At 46.3% G+C, this 15,914-nt stretch carries 15 protein-coding genes; 13 read left to right on the top strand and 2 right to left on the bottom strand.

Annotated features, from left to right (window positions below):
• Positions 1-120 precede the first annotated feature (120 nt).
• From K7R11_RS07805 to K7R11_RS07770, 8 genes are all read left to right on the top strand, one after another.
• Positions 121-1,221, top strand: coding sequence for a P1 family peptidase (locus K7R11_RS07805; protein ID WP_224489976.1), 1,101 nt, complete (start codon positions 121-123; stop codon positions 1,219-1,221).
• Between the two features lie 186 nt (positions 1,222-1,407).
• On the top strand, positions 1,408-2,439 hold the full coding sequence (locus K7R11_RS07800) for a helix-turn-helix domain-containing protein (RefSeq protein WP_224489975.1): 1,032 nt from the start codon (positions 1,408-1,410) through the stop codon (positions 2,437-2,439).
• A gap of 103 nt (positions 2,440-2,542) precedes the next feature.
• Positions 2,543-3,586, top strand: a complete 1,044-nt coding sequence (locus K7R11_RS07795) for a DUF4932 domain-containing protein (RefSeq protein WP_224489974.1) — start codon at positions 2,543-2,545, stop codon at positions 3,584-3,586.
• Positions 3,587-3,684: 98 nt separating this feature from the next.
• On the top strand, positions 3,685-4,257 hold the full coding sequence (locus K7R11_RS07790) for a pentapeptide repeat-containing protein (protein ID WP_224489973.1): 573 nt from the start codon (positions 3,685-3,687) through the stop codon (positions 4,255-4,257).
• The gene (locus K7R11_RS07785) at positions 4,254-4,694 is read left to right on the top strand and encodes a GNAT family N-acetyltransferase (RefSeq protein ID WP_224489972.1); all 441 of its coding nucleotides are present in this window, start codon (positions 4,254-4,256) and stop codon (positions 4,692-4,694) included. Before K7R11_RS07790 ends, K7R11_RS07785 begins: the two co-directional genes overlap by 4 nt.
• 66 nt (positions 4,695-4,760) lie before the next feature.
• Positions 4,761-6,173, top strand: coding sequence for a 23S rRNA (uracil(1939)-C(5))-methyltransferase RlmD (gene rlmD / locus K7R11_RS07780; RefSeq protein WP_224489971.1), 1,413 nt, complete (start codon positions 4,761-4,763; stop codon positions 6,171-6,173).
• Positions 6,174-6,181: 8 nt separating this feature from the next.
• The gene (locus K7R11_RS07775; protein ID WP_224489970.1) at positions 6,182-6,706 is read left to right on the top strand and encodes a DUF6452 family protein; all 525 of its coding nucleotides are present in this window, start codon (positions 6,182-6,184) and stop codon (positions 6,704-6,706) included.
• Positions 6,687-7,442, top strand: a complete 756-nt coding sequence (locus K7R11_RS07770) for a DUF6048 family protein (protein ID WP_224489969.1) — start codon at positions 6,687-6,689, stop codon at positions 7,440-7,442. Before K7R11_RS07775 ends, K7R11_RS07770 begins: the two co-directional genes overlap by 20 nt.
• Before the next feature lie 6 nt (positions 7,443-7,448).
• Here K7R11_RS07770 and K7R11_RS07765 read toward each other — a convergent pair whose 3' ends face one another.
• Both K7R11_RS07765 and K7R11_RS07760 read right to left on the bottom strand, forming a co-directional pair.
• Complete coding sequence (locus tag K7R11_RS07765; protein ID WP_224489968.1) at positions 7,449-7,682, bottom strand: hypothetical protein; 234 nt, start codon at positions 7,680-7,682, stop codon at positions 7,449-7,451.
• 26 nt (positions 7,683-7,708) lie between these two features.
• Positions 7,709-8,863 (bottom strand): THUMP domain-containing class I SAM-dependent RNA methyltransferase, encoded by a 1,155-nt coding sequence (locus K7R11_RS07760; protein WP_224489967.1) that lies wholly within the window; start codon positions 8,861-8,863, stop codon positions 7,709-7,711.
• 55 nt (positions 8,864-8,918) lie between these two features.
• Between K7R11_RS07760 and K7R11_RS07755 the strand changes: the two genes are divergently transcribed.
• The 5 genes from K7R11_RS07755 to K7R11_RS07735 all read left to right on the top strand — a co-directional run bounded on the left by K7R11_RS07755 (position 8,919) and on the right by K7R11_RS07735 (position 15,906).
• Entirely contained in the window at positions 8,919-9,650 is a 732-nt protein-coding gene (locus tag K7R11_RS07755) for a class I SAM-dependent methyltransferase (protein WP_224489966.1), read from the top strand.
• Positions 9,651-9,654: 4 nt separating this feature from the next.
• Positions 9,655-10,341, top strand: coding sequence for a ZIP family metal transporter (locus tag K7R11_RS07750; RefSeq protein WP_224489965.1), 687 nt, complete (start codon positions 9,655-9,657; stop codon positions 10,339-10,341).
• A gap of 1 nt (position 10,342) precedes the next feature.
• A complete protein-coding gene (locus K7R11_RS07745) occupies positions 10,343-10,771 on the top strand; it encodes a DUF4268 domain-containing protein (protein ID WP_224489964.1) in 429 nt (142 codons plus the stop codon).
• Between the two features lie 74 nt (positions 10,772-10,845).
• Complete coding sequence (locus K7R11_RS07740) at positions 10,846-13,668, top strand: Ig-like domain-containing protein (protein ID WP_224489963.1); 2,823 nt, start codon at positions 10,846-10,848, stop codon at positions 13,666-13,668.
• Positions 13,669-13,698: 30 nt separating this feature from the next.
• Complete coding sequence (locus tag K7R11_RS07735) at positions 13,699-15,906, top strand: Ig-like domain-containing protein (RefSeq protein ID WP_224489962.1); 2,208 nt, start codon at positions 13,699-13,701, stop codon at positions 15,904-15,906.
• The last annotated feature ends 8 nt before the right edge of the window (positions 15,907-15,914 follow it).

Here is a 15,914-nt window from a genome sequence, read left to right as displayed (position 1 = left end):
CCAGGACTTTCTACCGGGCACCTATGGGTCCGGTTCATCCGGGAAGATTCCCGGATCACTGTTCCCCGAACCTTTAAGACCACCCCGGAAACCTCCGGGGATACCAAAAACCCTGACAAGATGAAAACACTACTATTGCTGCTGCTCCTGGGAACTGCCTGTTTCGGGCAAGATAAAACAGTACGCGACTACGGGATTACGATTGGAACCTACAAAACCGGTAAACTTAATGCCATTACCGATGTTGCCGGGGTAAAGGTGGGGCATACCACCCGGAGGGAAGGCGACAGCATCAGGACCGGGGTTACCGCAATTCTGCCCCATGAGGGAAATATTTTTATGCAAAAGGTTCCTGCAGCCATCTACGTTGCCAATGGTTTCGGGAAACTCACGGGATATTCGCAGGTGGAGGAACTGGGAGAAATTGAAACCCCCATCGTATTAACCAACACCTTGTCGGTACCCACAGCCGCCGATGCGCTTATTGATTATACCCTCTCTATTGAGAACAACCTCGCCCATGTGCGATCTGTAAATCCTGTAGTCGGAGAAACCAATGATGGCGCACTGAACGACATCCAGGGCAGACATGTTACCCGCGAAGATGTTTTAAAAGCCATAAGCAATGCCACAACCGGAGCGATAGTACAGGGGAATGTCGGAGCAGGAACCGGCACCATATGTTTCGGATATAAGGGCGGTATCGGAACCGCTTCCCGGGTATTACCTGAAGCCCGCGGGGGGTATACGGTAGGGGTACTGGTGCAAACAAACTATGGAGGCGATTTAACCATTGCCGGCACTCCGGTTGGGGCGATCCTGGAAAAGCGGGAGGCCCTGAATTCGGGCGATGGGTCATGCATGATCGTAGTGGCAACCGATGCACCTCTATCCCCGAGAAATCTGAAACGCCTTTCTAAACGAGCTATGTTTGGCCTGGCGAAAACCGGGGGTAATGGCTCTAATGGCAGTGGAGAATACGTCATAGCCTTTTCAACCAACCAAGCCCTGAGAATCCCCTATTTTCCAAAAGACAACATAGTTCTGGAAAAGACAGAGGTACGTAATGACAAAATGACGCCCTTATTCGAAGCTGTGATCGAAGCCACCGAAGAAGCCATCCTGAATTCGCTCTTTGCAGCGGAAACCATGGTGGGTAAAGACGGACTCAAAATTGAGTCCCTGCCAAAGGAAGCAGTAATGAAAATGCTGCAGAATTGAACTTCAAAGGAATAAAGACATCTGCTGGAGCCCGGGAGCGGCCTTTGACTGCCTGTCCCCTGCCCTAAAACATTCCGGTCCATAACAATGAAACGCCGGTTACAAACCACGTGTCTGCCCCTCCGGGCAGTGTACAACAAGAAGTCCGATTTCCATTTTTAACGCTTCCTGTGTATCTTCATCGCCATGATTGAAAATATCTACTTCGTTGGATTTGCATTAGGATGCATGATCGCCATTGCTTTGTTGTCGCAGATCTTCACCCCACGAAAATCGGGCTTTTTCCTGGGAATAGTAGTGCTGGTTCTGGCCTTTGAACTGCTCCTCTCCTGGACATCCCAATCCGGCACCTCAGCGTTTTTCAACACCTTGCCTCCCGACATATTGCTGAATTACCTCCTAATCCCACCTTCCCTGTGGATCTTCCTGCAGTATCATACCGATCCAGGCTTCGAGGTTCGCGCCAGGCATACCCTTCTTTATATCCCGGCATTGATTGAATTTATGCTTCAAATACTATCGCTGGCAAAGCTTGCACATCTTAAGGGAAATTTGCTATGGACAGGGTTCTCCGAGTACCTCCCCCTGTTGTGGTTCGTGTATGTGCTGATACATTACTGGACTGCTTATCTGAAGAAACCCGGTAATTCCGGCATACAAAAAAAGGAAGGCCTGCTTCTTAACCGGTTCAAATTACCGGCACTTATGTTCAGTCTAACCTTGCTGGGCATATTCTGGATCACTTTTACCCTGATCGGATGGAAGTATTACTTTGTTATAGAATACCTGATCATCTTCCTGTTCTTTGGACTTGCATTCCTGAATTTCCTCGAAGGACAATCCTTTCCCAGGCCGTCCGGGAAGAAGAACGAATTCTCCAGGTACAACGATCCTGAGAGTCTGGAAAGAATAGAGCGGAAGATGACCGTAGAAAAAGCCTTTACAGATCCCGGCCTCACCTTAAAGGAATTCGCCGGTTCGGTTCAACTTCCTGAACGGTACGTGTCCTACCTCATTAACCATTACCGGAAAATGAGCTACAAGGAGTATATCAACCAATACAGGATCGAAGCGTTCATCGCCAAAGCCAACTCGGGAGAAAAGGAAACCAAAACCATACTGGCCCTGGCCATGGAATCGGGATTCAACTCAAAGTCTACATTTAACCAGGTCTTTAAAAACCATACCGGGAAGACTCCTTCTGAATTCCTGAAATAAGCCTTTTGCTTAAAACTATTCCCAAAACACGGTTTTGTACGTCCGGAAACGCGTTTTCGGTCGATTTTACCCATCCGTACCCTTTTCTTTGATCAAAAAAATCATGAGACTTCTTTCCATCTTACTTTTCATTTTCATTTCGATCGCGGCCTTTGGCCAGCAAAAAGACGTACGTATTCATTTTAAAAAGAACATCGAGCTTTTCGGGTATCTGGTTCACCTGGCCGAACCGTTATATTCAGATCCCGAACACCCGGTAACCCTGGCGCTCAACAGATCAGAAACAGACAGGACCCATCCTGTTTTACCCAGGATATTTGAATTATCGTCCGACATGACCTATGCGTTCCTGGTCGATCTCCTCTATACACTTCCTCCACTCCCGTTACAGGAAGGTTTTGACACCGATGCATACGTAAAGGGCAAATACGGCCACAAGACCCCGGAGGAGGCAGAAAAGATCAGCACCATTATCGCCGCCCTTGATGAATTTGTACAGACCGCTGATTTCGGGAAGATCTGGGAACACCTGGCCCCCTACCGCACGGAGGTACTGGATATACTGGAAAAGAACAAGCCTTCGGCTTCCTTCCTGGCCCAGATGGAAGAGGTATACCAACAGGAATTCTCCATCTATGAGATCGTACCCAGTCTCACCGTTTGGCCCACAGCCGGATGGGGATTCCGGAAACCGGAAGCAAAAAAGGCCGTCTATATCCTGGGTCCTCTGGAAAAGGACTACGATTATAACCATCCGGAGAAATTCCTCAACCTGGCCCTTCATGAATTCGGGCATTCCTTTGTGAATGGGGTGGTGTTGAAACATACTGCTGCCATCAGGCAAACAAAATCCCTGTTCGCACCCCTGAAGGAATCCATGCGTTTGCAGGGCTATCCGGGATGGGAGGACTGCCTGGTGGAGCATTTTGTAAGGGCCGGAGAAATTTTTGTCCCGGATCCTACCGGTAAGCAATCTCAAACCGGGGACCTGTTACGTCACTATACAGAAGACCGCCAGTTTGTATACCTCCCCTTTGTAGTCGATAAATTAACCACCTACAGGGGGCAGCAGGGATTATCCTATGAGCAGGCGGTTCAACAAACGCTGGAAGACCTTAAAAAAAGATTTCTTCCCGATTCCGAATAACAGGAAAGCCGTTTACATTTAAACCCTTATCGCTTAAATTCCATGGAAGATTGCCTTATTTTTGGTCTGTAATAACCTCTACAACCACCAGAATTAAAATGACCACAGCTTATTTTTCAGACAAAACCTTCCACCGGGCAGAGCTGGATCAACACATACTTTCCAGGGCCGAATTCGAAAACTGCACCTTTGAGCAGTGTGATCTGTCGGGGGCCGACCTGTCTGAGACCTCCTTGATAGACTGCGAGTTTCATCACTGTAATCTGAGCAATGCAAAACTGCATAAAACGATGCTGCAGGAGGTGTTCTTTTCAGAATGTAAGCTGCTGGGATGCCGGTTTGACCAGTGCGCCGATTTCGGGCTGTCGTTTTCTTTTGAAGACTGCCAGCTCGATCATGCTTGCTTTTATCAGCTCAAAATAAAAAAGACCCGTTTTAAAAACTGTAGTCTAAAAGAGGCAGACCTTTCTGAGGCAGACATTACAGCTGCCCTTTTTGACAATTGCGACCTGGGCGGCGCCATTTTTGAAAACACGATTCTCGAGGAAGCCGATATGAGCTCCTCGTATAATTTTGCCATTGACCCGGAACGCAACCGGCTCAAAAAGGCGAGATTTTCTCTTCAGAGTATCCCCGGATTATTAGAAAAATATAACCTGATCATCAAATGATGACCTTCCGGGAAGCCGCTTTAACCGACATTCCCCAGATGCATGTCCTGCGTAATCAGGTCAGGGAAAATATACTTACCGATCCGGCACGGGTAACCGAAACAGACTATCGCAGCTACCTCGGGAAATTGGGGAAAGGCTGGGTATGCGAGGAGGCACAGCGTATTGTCGGGTTTGCCATTGCCGACCTGAAAGCCAATAATGTATGGGCCCTGTTCGTTCATCCTGAATTTGAAGGAAAAGGGATCGGAAAAAAACTGCAGGACATCATGCTTTCCTGGTATTTCTCCCGGACCACAGATCCTATATGGCTTAGCACTGGGGCAAATACCAGGGCCGAGGAGTTCTACACCCGAACAGGATGGGAAAAGCTTGGGAATACCCGGGAAGGGGAAGTTAAATTTGAAATGTCTTTCGAAAATTGGAAAAACCGTTGATCAGGGGTATCCGACCTGCTGCCAATTCCCACCTTAAAATCCAAAAAAACACATTATTTTTGCGGCATGGCAAGAAAGAACAGGATCAAGGTATTTGAAAAGGTTACCGTTACCGACGCCGGAGCGAAAGGCAAGGGAGTAGCCAAGGCCCCCGATGGCAGAGTGATATTCATGCCGCATGCCGTTCCGGGCGATGTGGTGGATGTACGCACCTTCAAAAAACGAAAGAATTATTTTGAAGGAGAAATCGTTAGGATCCATGAACCCTCAGAGAAACGCACCGATCCGGTGTGCGAACATTTTGGCGTTTGCGGGGGGTGCAAATGGCAGAATATGGGGTACGAACACCAGCTTTTCTACAAACAAAAGGAGGTTACCAATAACCTGCAGCGCATTGCCAAGGTCGCCCTGCCGGAGATCTCCCCTATCCTGGGATCAGAAAAACAGTATTTCTATCGCAATAAAATGGAGTTCTCCTTCTCCGACAGTCGCTGGCTGAGCCGGAAAGAGATCGAGAGCGATGCCGAAATCGGGAACCGCAACGCCCTGGGATTCCATATTCCGGGCATGTGGGACAAGATCCTCGACATTAAGAAATGTCATTTACAGGAAGACCCCTCCAACGCCATCCGCCTGGAAGTAAAACATTTTGCCGAGAAACACGGCATGAGCTTCTTTAATACCCGCGAGCAGAAAGGGTTGCTGCGTACCCTGATGATACGCACCTCTTCTACCGGAGAGCTCATGGTGCTCATCCAGTTTTTCAATGACGAACCCGAAAACCGGGAGTTGCTCCTGAACCACCTCAAGACCACCTTCCCACAGATCACTTCCCTGCAGTACGTGATCAACCAGAAAGCCAATGACACCATCTACGACCAGGATGTTATTTGCTACCATGGCAGGGATCATATCCTGGAAGAAATGGAGGGACTGCAGTTCAAGGTCAATGCTAAAAGCTTCTATCAGACCAATTCTGCTCAAGCCTATGAACTTTATAAAGTAACCCGGGAGTTCGCTAACCTTCAGGGCGAGGAAACTGTGTACGACCTGTATACCGGAACGGGAACCATTGCCCAGTTTGTGGCCAAAAAAGCCGGAAAGGTAGTAGGTGTGGAAGCCGTACCGGAGGCCATAGAAGATGCCTGGGAGAATGCAAGGCTAAACAACATTGACAACGTGCATTTTTACGCCGGAGATATGAAAAAGGTCTTTAATGCCGCCTTTATCGAAGCCAACGGTCACCCCGATGTGATCATCACCGACCCGCCGAGGGATGGCATGCATAAAGACGTGGTGGAGCAGATCCTGAACATTGCTCCTGAGAAAGTGGTCTATGTGAGCTGCAACAGTGCCACCCAGGCCAGGGACCTGGCCCTGATGGACGAAAAATACCGCGTGACCAGGGTACAACCCGTAGACATGTTCCCGCAAACACATCATGTAGAAAATGTTGTACTTTTAGAACGCAGAAAATAATACAATACGTGAAGCAAGCAGTTTTCCTATTTTCCATCCTTCTCCTTATCGGGGCCGTCATCAGCGCCTGTGAAAAAGACGACATCTGCCCCCCGGAGTCGGCCACAACCCCCTACCTGAAAATTGGTTTTTTTGACGTTCAGGACCAGGACACCCCTAAAGAAGTACCCAGGCTGCGGGTGGTGGGTCAGGGTCAGAATATCACCGTAGGCACTTTTTCCGACAGAACCTCCCGGACCGAAATAGAACTTCCCCTGAAAAACTATGAATCCTCCACGAGTTTTTTCCTGGTCAGGGATTCGGCAGATGACAGCGAAGGAGTGGAAACCGGAAATGTAGACCTGCTGGAAATAAATTACCAGACCAGTGAATATTTTGTTTCCCGCGGATGCGGATACGCTGTAAATTATACGCTAAACCAGGTAAACCCCAACCCGGACGGCAGTGACCCCACTCCGTGGATCGTTGCCCTGGATGTGGTTGAGTCGGCCGTAGAACCTCAAGATACCTTACATGTTAAAATATACCATTAGCATTCTTATGCTGCTCTTTGCAGCACAGCTTACCGCCCAGGAGACCACGGGTAAAACCGACAGCCTCCCGGCAGGGCCCACCTATTACCAGAAATACGGGCTAAGGGTTGGGATAGACCTGAGTAAGCCCCTGCGATCTTTACTCGACGAGAGTTACCAGGGACTGGAACTGGTGGGCGATTTCAGGCTATCAGAAAATCTATACCTGGCTGCAGAATTGGGAACGGAAAAGAAAACCACCGAAGAAGACAACTTCAATTTTACCACCGAAGGGAATTACCTGAAGGCAGGGATAGACTGGAACACGTATGAAAACTGGTACGGGATGCACAATATCATCAGCGTTGGGCTCCGCGGCGGATTCAGCGCCTTCAGTCAGACTCTGAACTCCTACCGTATTTACACCACCGACCAGTACTGGAATGAAAATACAGAAGATTTTCCGGGAACAGAAAACCTTGGGGAATACAGCGGTCTCACTGCACAATGGGCAGAGGTGGTTCTGGGATTAAAGGTGGAGATGTTTACCAATCTGTACATGGGAGCTACGGTGCGTCTGCATTACCTGATCAACGACAGCGAATCGGATGTGTTCCCGAACCTCTATATCCCGGGCTTTAATAAGGTGACTGACGGAAGCCGGTTTGGCGTGGGGTACAACTACACAATAAGCTACCTCATTCCCATCTTTAAGACCGCGAATAAGCCAAAGAAGAAGGAAGAATTGGATAATTAACGGGAATCAGGTGACGTCCCGGACACCTTTAAGCAGTACCCATTTCATTTTCACGCGTTCCTGACCGTTCTCCACAACCACTCCAAACTTAGGAGAAATTACGGATGCGCTGATCACCGCGAAAAGCAGCATCAGGATATACTGATCCGGAAACAGATACAGCAAGCCAAAACGAAAGACCAGGAAGAGGATCACAAATCCGAGGAAATTATAGAGTAAGGCTTTTGCTTTTGGTTTCATGGTTCAGGTTTTTTGGGTTTGGTCGATCAGTTATACTTTGCTTTTTTACTCCCCTCGTAGATCTCATATTTATACAAGCGGCTTTCCAGTTTTCCGTTAAAGACCTTGATCTTTCGGGAAGGTCGCAGTCCGACCTGTTTAACCGCCTCCAGGTCTGCGGTGATAAACCAGGCATCGGTATTTGGGTAGCTATTCTTGAGGGTATCCCCGATCTTGCTGTAAAAGTCGGGCATATCGATCTCCAGTCGCTGTCCGTACGGCGGATTAAATACCATATGAAGTTTACCTTCGGTCTCCTTTTCGCTTTCGAAAAAGTTCTTTTGCTCGATCTTGATGTAATCGGCCAGGTTGGCGTTCTTCACGTTATCCTTAGCCTTAATAGCGGCAGATGGTGCCTTGTCATACCCGTAGATCTTGTGATGAAACTCCCGGGTTTTTTTCAGGCTGCTCTCGGTGATCTTTTCAAAAAGCTCCTCGTCGTAGTCTGCCCACTTTTCAAAGGCAAATTCCCTGCGATTGATATTCGCCGGAATATTACATGCGATCATGGCGGCTTCAATACAAAGGGTTCCGCTACCGCACATGGGGTCGAGAAAATCAGATTGACCGTCCCAGCCACTGTGCAACAGGATCCCTGCGGCCAGCACTTCGTTAATAGGGGCTATATTGGTGGCGGTACGATACCCCCTTTGGTGCAACGACTGCCCGCTGCTGTCCAGGGAGATGGTTACCTGGTTACGCTGTATATGGATGTTCACCCGCAGGTCCGGGTATTTGATATCCACATCGGGGCGTTTCCCCAGGATATTTCTAAAACGGTCTACGATAGCGTCCTTGGTCTTTAAGGCGATGTACTTGGAATGATTAAAAAGCTCCGAGTTCACGGTGGCATCTATGGCAAAAGTATGGTTCACCTTCATCAGTCGCTCCCACTCCATCCGGTAGACCTTATCGTATAGGTCCTGCTCGCTGCGCACAAAGAAGGTCTGTATAGGTTTCAGGATCTTTATAGCGGTTCTCAGGCACAGGTTGGCCTTATACATAAAACCGGTATCTCCCTCGAAACTTACACTTCTCACCCCCGGCTCCACATTGATGGCCCCCAGATCCTTCAATTCTTCCGCCAGCAGGTCTTCAAAACCATACATGGTTTTGGCTACCATTTTGAAATTATTTGCCATAATTTGCATTTATCAGCTAACAAAAATACGTTAATTTAGTGGCCTAACTAAATTTATGAACAAGGAGATCGCAAATTGGTACACCGATTGGTTTGATACCGACTTTTATCATATCCTGTACCGGGAACGCAACCGCAGAGAAGCCGAGCTGTTCATGCAGAACCTGACTACCTACCTGAACCTTCCGGAGAAAGCCTCCGTTCTCGACGTCGGGTGTGGAAGAGGCCGGCATGCAGTGATGCTGCGCGATATGGGCTACCGGGTAAAAGGCATTGATATTTGTGAAAACAATATCAACTATGCCAGAAAGTTTGAATCAGACGCCCTCAGTTTTCATATCCACGATATGAGAGCGCCCTACCCCGGCAGTTACGACGCGATCGTTAACCTGTTTACCTCCTTTGGGTTTTTCGATGATGACACCGACCACCTGAGAACCCTCGAAATGATGAAACGCGGATTGAATGCGAATGGATTGGGGGTGATCGACTTTATGAATGTTACCCAGGTAAAGGATCGTCTGATACCGGAGAGCAAAACAGAGATGGAAGGCATTACATTCCACATCAAACGCTATGAAGAAGATGGGTATATCTATAAGGATATCAGGTTCGAGCATGAGAATACCCCTTATTTTTTTACCGAACGCGTAAAAGCCCTGAGTCTTGCCGATTTTGAAGACCTCTTTGAAAGGGCCGGAATTTACCTCCTGGACATATTTGGCGATTACAAACTCAATAAATATCATCCCACCTCTTCAGACAGGCTGGTAATGATCTTTAAATAAATTCATGAATTACATCCTCCCTATTCTGGCCGTTATCGCAGGTTACCTGTTTGTTCTGGTGTTTACCCCAAAGAACAAAGAGTTCATCAAGTTGTTCCTGGCCTTTAGCGGAGCCTTCCTCCTCTCGGTCACCATATTTGAGCTTTTGCCGCACCTGTTCGACAGCCACGACCACCGGCACGAGCCCGATAAGGTCATCGGATTGTGGATCATGGCCGGGATCCTGTTGCAGATCTTTCTGGAATTTTTCTCGAAAGGTGCCGAACACGGACACATGCACCTGGACAAGGAAGCCAATCGGTTTCCATGGCCCCTGTTCCTGAGCCTTAGTCTTCACGCCTTCCTGGAAGGATTCCCCATATCCGGACATAATCACCTGGTTTACGGGGTGGTGGTCCATAAGCTGCCGGTTGCCATCATCCTGAGCGCCTTTTTTATCCATTCCAATATCAGCAAAGGAAAAACAGCGGTATTCCTGGTGCTTTTCGCTATGATGACCCCCCTGGGCACCTATACGGCCGCCCATTCCGATCTTATTCAACCGTATTACCGCGAGATCCAGGCGCTGGTGGTAGGGATCTTTTTCCATATCGCCACCGTTATCCTGTTCGAAAGTTCGGAAGGACATAAATTTAATATCAATAAATTAGCAGTTATCGTTCTGGGAATCAGCATCGCCTTTTTTATGTAATATGTTTAGCAGGGAAGAATCAAAAAAAATACGACAGGAATTCTGGATCGCTTTCGGGAAATCATTCCCGAGGAAATGGACACTGTACAACACAGGCATTCGCGACTTTGCCTTTAAATTCCATTTTGACACCAAAAAAGCCTTGGTCGTGCTGGATATCGAAGACCAGGACCTGGAGAACAGGATCAAATACTACGAAAAACTGCAATCCCTTAAAACGGTCCTTACAGAGAACTATCTTCCCGAGGCGGTCTACGAAGACATCTATTTCCTGGATAATGGCAAGGAGATCTCCAGGATCTATGTGCTTAAGGAAGGAGTAAGTATTCACAACAAAAACACCTGGCAGGAAACCATGGAATTCTTTGTGGAGAAGATGGACAGGTTTGAAGAATTCTTCGAGGATTTCAGGGATTTTATTAAGGCCTGAGTTTCATAAAATCTTGATTTTATCATCTTTTTTTTGAGGATATATGTTATATTTGATCGAATATATCCTACATTATGCAAACCTTCTACAAAGCCCTGCTACTCATCCTCCTCTTATTTTTTGCCTGCTCTAAGGATGATGAGTCCACTGCGAGACAGGTTGGAGAAACTTCAGAAGCGGTTGATAATACTCCACCAATCGTAAGTTTCAATATCATCGGAAGTTCAACAGAAAATGCAGCAAATGAAGAGGATACCACTACCGCAATAGTAGGACAACAAATAGAGATCGAGATCGCCGCAGAAGATGCAAAAGGAATCGCAAAAGTAGAGGCATTTGTTAACCTGGTAAAGGCCGGTGAAGATACTGAGGCACCGTTTAAGATCTCCATCGATTTTTCCGAATTTACAGCCAAGGGAATCAAACTAAATAAAACCCAAACAAAATATAATCTTAAAGTTTCTGCATACGATCTTGCAGACAATGTTTCTTCCGTTGAGCAAATTGTAATCGTAGACTCTGAAATGCCGGTGATCAGCCAGGTTACCATAAAATCTGACACGCTTATTAAAGGAGCCGTTAATCCGGTAAGTTTTGTTGCTACAGACAATGAGCAATTAGTATCTGTAGCAGCACTTGTAGACGACCTCCCCATTGAGATTACCACAGACAGCCTTGCCTATCAATTTAATATTGATACCTCTGTGCTTCCGGACGGCCCTCATACCCTTTCTATAAGTGCAACAGATCAGGTCGGGTTACAGGCAGAGCACACGGTCAAATTTATTTCAGACAATACCCTGCCATTATCAGAACTAACCCAACTTAGCAGCGGAAGTACACCGGAAGATCTTACAATTGTTTCTATTTCCGAGGATCCATCAGCCATCCCGGTAGTAGCCAAATTCGCTTTACTGGAGATTAGCGCCGAGGATAATTCAGGAATTAAAGAGGTTATGGCCTATATGGACAGCCATTTAAAGGTAAAGGATACGGTAAGCCCCTATGAGTTGTTAATCGATCTGACCGGGATGCATCAAAAAACGATTTCAGGTAACAAATCCGACACTTTATCTACCTTAAAAGTCATTGTTTCCGATCTTGCAGGAAATATGGATTCTATTAGTCAGCAAGTCTATGTAGATAACATAAAACCGGTAATTTCAGCACTCACCCTAAAAAACAAAAAGGGACTTACCGGCATGGAGAATCCGGTATATTTTGAAGTTTCAGACAACCACCTACTAGACAGCGTAGCTATTCAAATCGATGGAACTTTCAAGGAATTTTCCAGAGATAGTTCCGGCTACAGGCTTAATATTAATACCGGAGAACTATCAGAAGGGTGGCACACCTTAACCATCACCGCCATGGATGCAGCTCGCAACGTGACAGTAAAAAATCGGGAATTTCTTACGGATAATACCGGGCCAGAGCTAACGACATCAGGGTTATTTAATGATCAGGTCATCGACTCGCTTGTTCCCATCAATATTCTGGCCATCGATCATACCGCTTTAACCGACAGCATTAAAATTTCGGCAAACAACACTCTCCTTTATAGCGTTAAGGATGAATCCTTGCTCGTAGATTTCAATCCGGAACTGAGCAATGCTGGTCAAGCGGAGCTTATTATAGAAGCCTCGGATACCCTGGGAAATATAACTACACAAACATATTTTGCAACTATTAAGAGAAAATTGATCACCATTCGTGTACCCGCCGGATTTCCCGGTTTCTTCTCTGAAGATCGGGTATTTATATCCGATGAAACAGGGGCACTTGTAGCTGAATCGGAACTAGCCCCTAACAAAGAAGTTCGCCTCCACGCTCCAGGAGAATTTGCTCCGAACCAAAAGTTCATATTGACCTTTTACAGAAAGGGCTCCTCGAGCCCAAACTCCCAGGCAAATCTTTTCTCACTCTACGATCTTGATCGCCAGAATTTAAATTACATCAACCTTCGCCTTCACCCCCAAACAAGCGCATGGGAATCGAACAGTTACCCGATCGAAGGTTTTGACATTACCGATAAGATCGTCAGTAAAGCATCGGTTCATTCCGGAGTAGTTTCCAACAATTCCTTCCAAATAGGTACCAGTTCGTATAGCGATATAAGTATACCTGAACCTGATTTCGCCTATGTATACATGCATAACAGGGTAACCAACGACTACCTGATTTCAACTCTAAGCAGGCCATTACCCACATCAGACACCTTGCTAAAAACCGAATTCTCCGGGGATAATATCGACCGGATACCGATCACCTTTAACAATATCTCGGAACCATTCGGAATCCGATTGAAAGGATTCACTTCAGAGGAGGCCTTTATCAAAGATCAGTATCATCAATTATTCTATGGCGATGTGATTCAGGGAAATATGCCTTTCCTTAACGGTTTGCACCAGTATAGAACCGAAGTGTACACCTCGACATATTACTACATTCACGAGTCACTTCCATTTAGTGAGTACAATAAGCCTGACTGGGGAGTTGATTTTGTTCAAGCAGGAAATAACATCCAACTAAGTATTTCCGGTTCAGGCCATGATACGGGGAGAGCCTTGTTTATGCATCCCCAAGGTGACCCGGTAATGTACAATTGGTTTGTCCGTTTTAACAGTCAGACCAGAACTACTTTTCAACTTCCGCAACTCCCGGAAAGTGTATCCGGAACACCTTTTTATGAACTAAGTCAGAGCCAGCAGCTTATCATGAGGGAACTTGCAGTAACGAAATATTCAGACCTGAACGGATACTCCGGCTATCTTCAAAAGATCATCCGGCACAACCATAACGATCATTATCTGGTCTCCAGAAGAGCTGAAAGTGTTTTCAAAGTAATCAACAATTGGAAACCACTGCTCTGGACAATTGAGAGACCCTTTTACTAATTATTTAAAACTGCCTAGTTCACATTTATTATGACAAAGAAGCAACCCTTTTTGACGGTCATTTTGGTGGCCTTTCTACTCCTCAGCGCCTGTTCCAAAAGTGATCCCGTACCCGATCCTTTGGAAAACGACAGCACCCCTCCTACCGTAGAGCTCGCCATTGCCGGACTACCCCCAACATCCACGACCGACCCCGCAAATCCTCCCGTGGTATCCCGGGAGATCACTGTACAAGTTGATGCAAAGGACGCGAATGGCATCCAGATGATCGAGGCATTTATAGACAACAACAAGGTGGGGGAGGATACCACAGCTCCCTTTAGCATTACCATAGATCTGAGCAACTACCAGTCTAAGGGCATAAAGCTCAACAAAACTCAAACCTTGTATACTTTAAAAGTAACCGCTACTGATAATGCAGGGAATCAAAATTCAAATGAGCTGGACATTATCGTCGATAATGAGGTTCCGGTAATATCGGATGTATCCCTGAGCCCCGATACGATCATCAACGGGAGCGACAATGAGGTCACTTTTAATGTTGAGGAAAACCAGGAACTCAGCGAGGTCAAAGCCGAGTTGAACGGAAATCTTCTGGAAGTTCTTGCAGACAGTACGGCTTATGCCTTTAATTTAGACACGGCAATTCTTGAAGACGGTCCGAATACGGTAGTAATCTCTGCCACCGACAAGGCAAATAATATTGCCTTTCATCATTTGAACTTTATTTCCGATAATACAGGCCCGGTTATTATTTCCCAGGAATTGGAAGCCGGGCAGGTCTTTGATAGTCCTATTAATTTTAGCGCCCAGGCCACTGATGAATATAGCAATGTTACTCAACTCGGACTGGTTGTTGCCTCAGACACCCTTCTTATGAGTACTTCAGGAATGTTGGGAAGCCTGGGAATTGACCCTGAAAATTATCCTCCCGGCGAACTTACATTTCAGTTATTTGCCAAGGACACGCTTGGTAATGTATCTGAACTTGAGATACCTGTAGAAGTAAAACGTTTATTGATAACCATATCGACTCCGGAAAATCTTTTGGGTGACCTTTATGATAATTACTGGGCTTTTGCCTCAGACAGCACCGGAGCAACCGTCGCCCTGACCCAATTGAAAAATTCAGGAACCTTTAAATTGCATGCAGATTCTGAGTTTGGTAAAAACCAAACGTTCATGCTCACCTTTCTTGAGGTAAAAGGATATCAAAGCCAGAAGAACCAGGCTGTCACCTATCACGACATGAGTAGAAATAAGATACAACAGATCAGGCTGAACAATAAAATGGAACCACTGACTTCATCTCATGTCTCTACAGAAATTTCCATGTCCGGTTTCCCTGCCAACCTTAACAGGATCTATACTGAAGGGAAATACCATACAGGAGGCCAGGCCAATGAAACCACCTTTGTGGTCAACCAGAAAAACACCAATAACCAGGATAGCCTGATGATCGTTAGTGAAGAATACCCCACACAAAACTTGAAATACAAAACCCTCGCTATTAATGATTTGGAGAATAGCACCCTGAATTACAACGATTTCAGCAACGAAATGGTTGTCAAAAAGAATATCGATTTTGGTGGCGTAACAGGAGAGGGAGGCCTTTATCTCTACGGATACGCCTCGTTGAATGACAAGGAAAACGATAATTATCACAAAATTTATCAAAACACCTTGTCCACCGATGCCTTTTCAGGACTCGATGAATATTACCTCATCGACAAATTTCCTTACTACCGCTATTTGTTATCCAAAGGTGCATTCATTATTGAAGCTTATGAAAAGCCAAAAACGCAGTATACCCTTCCGGCCTGGTCTCTAGACTGGACACAAACAGGAAATACACTATCAATTAACAGTACAGGGCAGGAACATACTACCGGCAAATTATACGCCTGGGCAGCGAGTGCTCCGTATTCAGATTTTGCCGATTGGGTGATGATCTTCGACAGTTCAAAAGCCGGTGATCTGGTATTTCCTGAGATTCCCAACCTTATCGATTGCCAGTTAAAAACATTTCTCTTATCGAACACAATGTCTGTAGAACATGTAGAACTGAATCAATATCCACAGGCCACTTCATATGAGAAGTACCTTCAGGACATTATCCGGGAGGGAAATAACGCCGTCAAATTTTATGGCGGGCGAACAGGTATATTCAGGGTGAAAGACGGAATTGAAGGTCCTCTGGGATCCTTCCTGACCGATTATTTCTACCCTATTCAATAATTCAAGCA

It is taken from the genome of Robertkochia flava, from assembly GCF_020166515.1.
Lineage (GTDB): Bacteria > Bacteroidota > Bacteroidia > Flavobacteriales > Flavobacteriaceae > Robertkochia > Robertkochia flava.
Note: the sequence above shows the minus strand (reverse complement) of the source record. Positions and strands in the feature narration are given on the sequence as shown.

Excerpts from the sequence above, each read along its gene's own strand:
- K7R11_RS07805 (WP_224489976.1), top strand. The coding sequence starts at position 121 with ATGAAAACACTACTATTGCTGCTGCTCCTGGGAACTGCCTGTTTCGGG.
- K7R11_RS07800 (WP_224489975.1), top strand. The coding sequence starts at position 1,408 with ATGATTGAAAATATCTACTTCGTTGGATTTGCATTAGGATGCATGATC.
- K7R11_RS07795 (WP_224489974.1), top strand. The coding sequence starts at position 2,543 with ATGAGACTTCTTTCCATCTTACTTTTCATTTTCATTTCGATCGCGGCC.
- K7R11_RS07790 (WP_224489973.1), top strand. The coding sequence starts at position 3,685 with ATGACCACAGCTTATTTTTCAGACAAAACCTTCCACCGGGCAGAGCTG.
- K7R11_RS07785 (WP_224489972.1), top strand. The coding sequence starts at position 4,254 with ATGATGACCTTCCGGGAAGCCGCTTTAACCGACATTCCCCAGATGCAT.
- rlmD (WP_224489971.1), top strand. The coding sequence starts at position 4,761 with ATGGCAAGAAAGAACAGGATCAAGGTATTTGAAAAGGTTACCGTTACC.
- K7R11_RS07770 (WP_224489969.1), top strand. The coding sequence starts at position 6,687 with ATGTTAAAATATACCATTAGCATTCTTATGCTGCTCTTTGCAGCACAG.
- K7R11_RS07765 (WP_224489968.1), bottom strand. The coding sequence starts at position 7,682 with ATGAAACCAAAAGCAAAAGCCTTACTCTATAATTTCCTCGGATTTGTG.
- K7R11_RS07760 (WP_224489967.1), bottom strand. The coding sequence starts at position 8,863 with ATGGCAAATAATTTCAAAATGGTAGCCAAAACCATGTATGGTTTTGAA.
- K7R11_RS07755 (WP_224489966.1), top strand. The coding sequence starts at position 8,919 with ATGAACAAGGAGATCGCAAATTGGTACACCGATTGGTTTGATACCGAC.
- K7R11_RS07750 (WP_224489965.1), top strand. The coding sequence starts at position 9,655 with ATGAATTACATCCTCCCTATTCTGGCCGTTATCGCAGGTTACCTGTTT.
- K7R11_RS07745 (WP_224489964.1), top strand. The coding sequence starts at position 10,343 with ATGTTTAGCAGGGAAGAATCAAAAAAAATACGACAGGAATTCTGGATC.
- K7R11_RS07740 (WP_224489963.1), top strand. The coding sequence starts at position 10,846 with ATGCAAACCTTCTACAAAGCCCTGCTACTCATCCTCCTCTTATTTTTT.
- K7R11_RS07735 (WP_224489962.1), top strand. The coding sequence starts at position 13,699 with ATGACAAAGAAGCAACCCTTTTTGACGGTCATTTTGGTGGCCTTTCTA.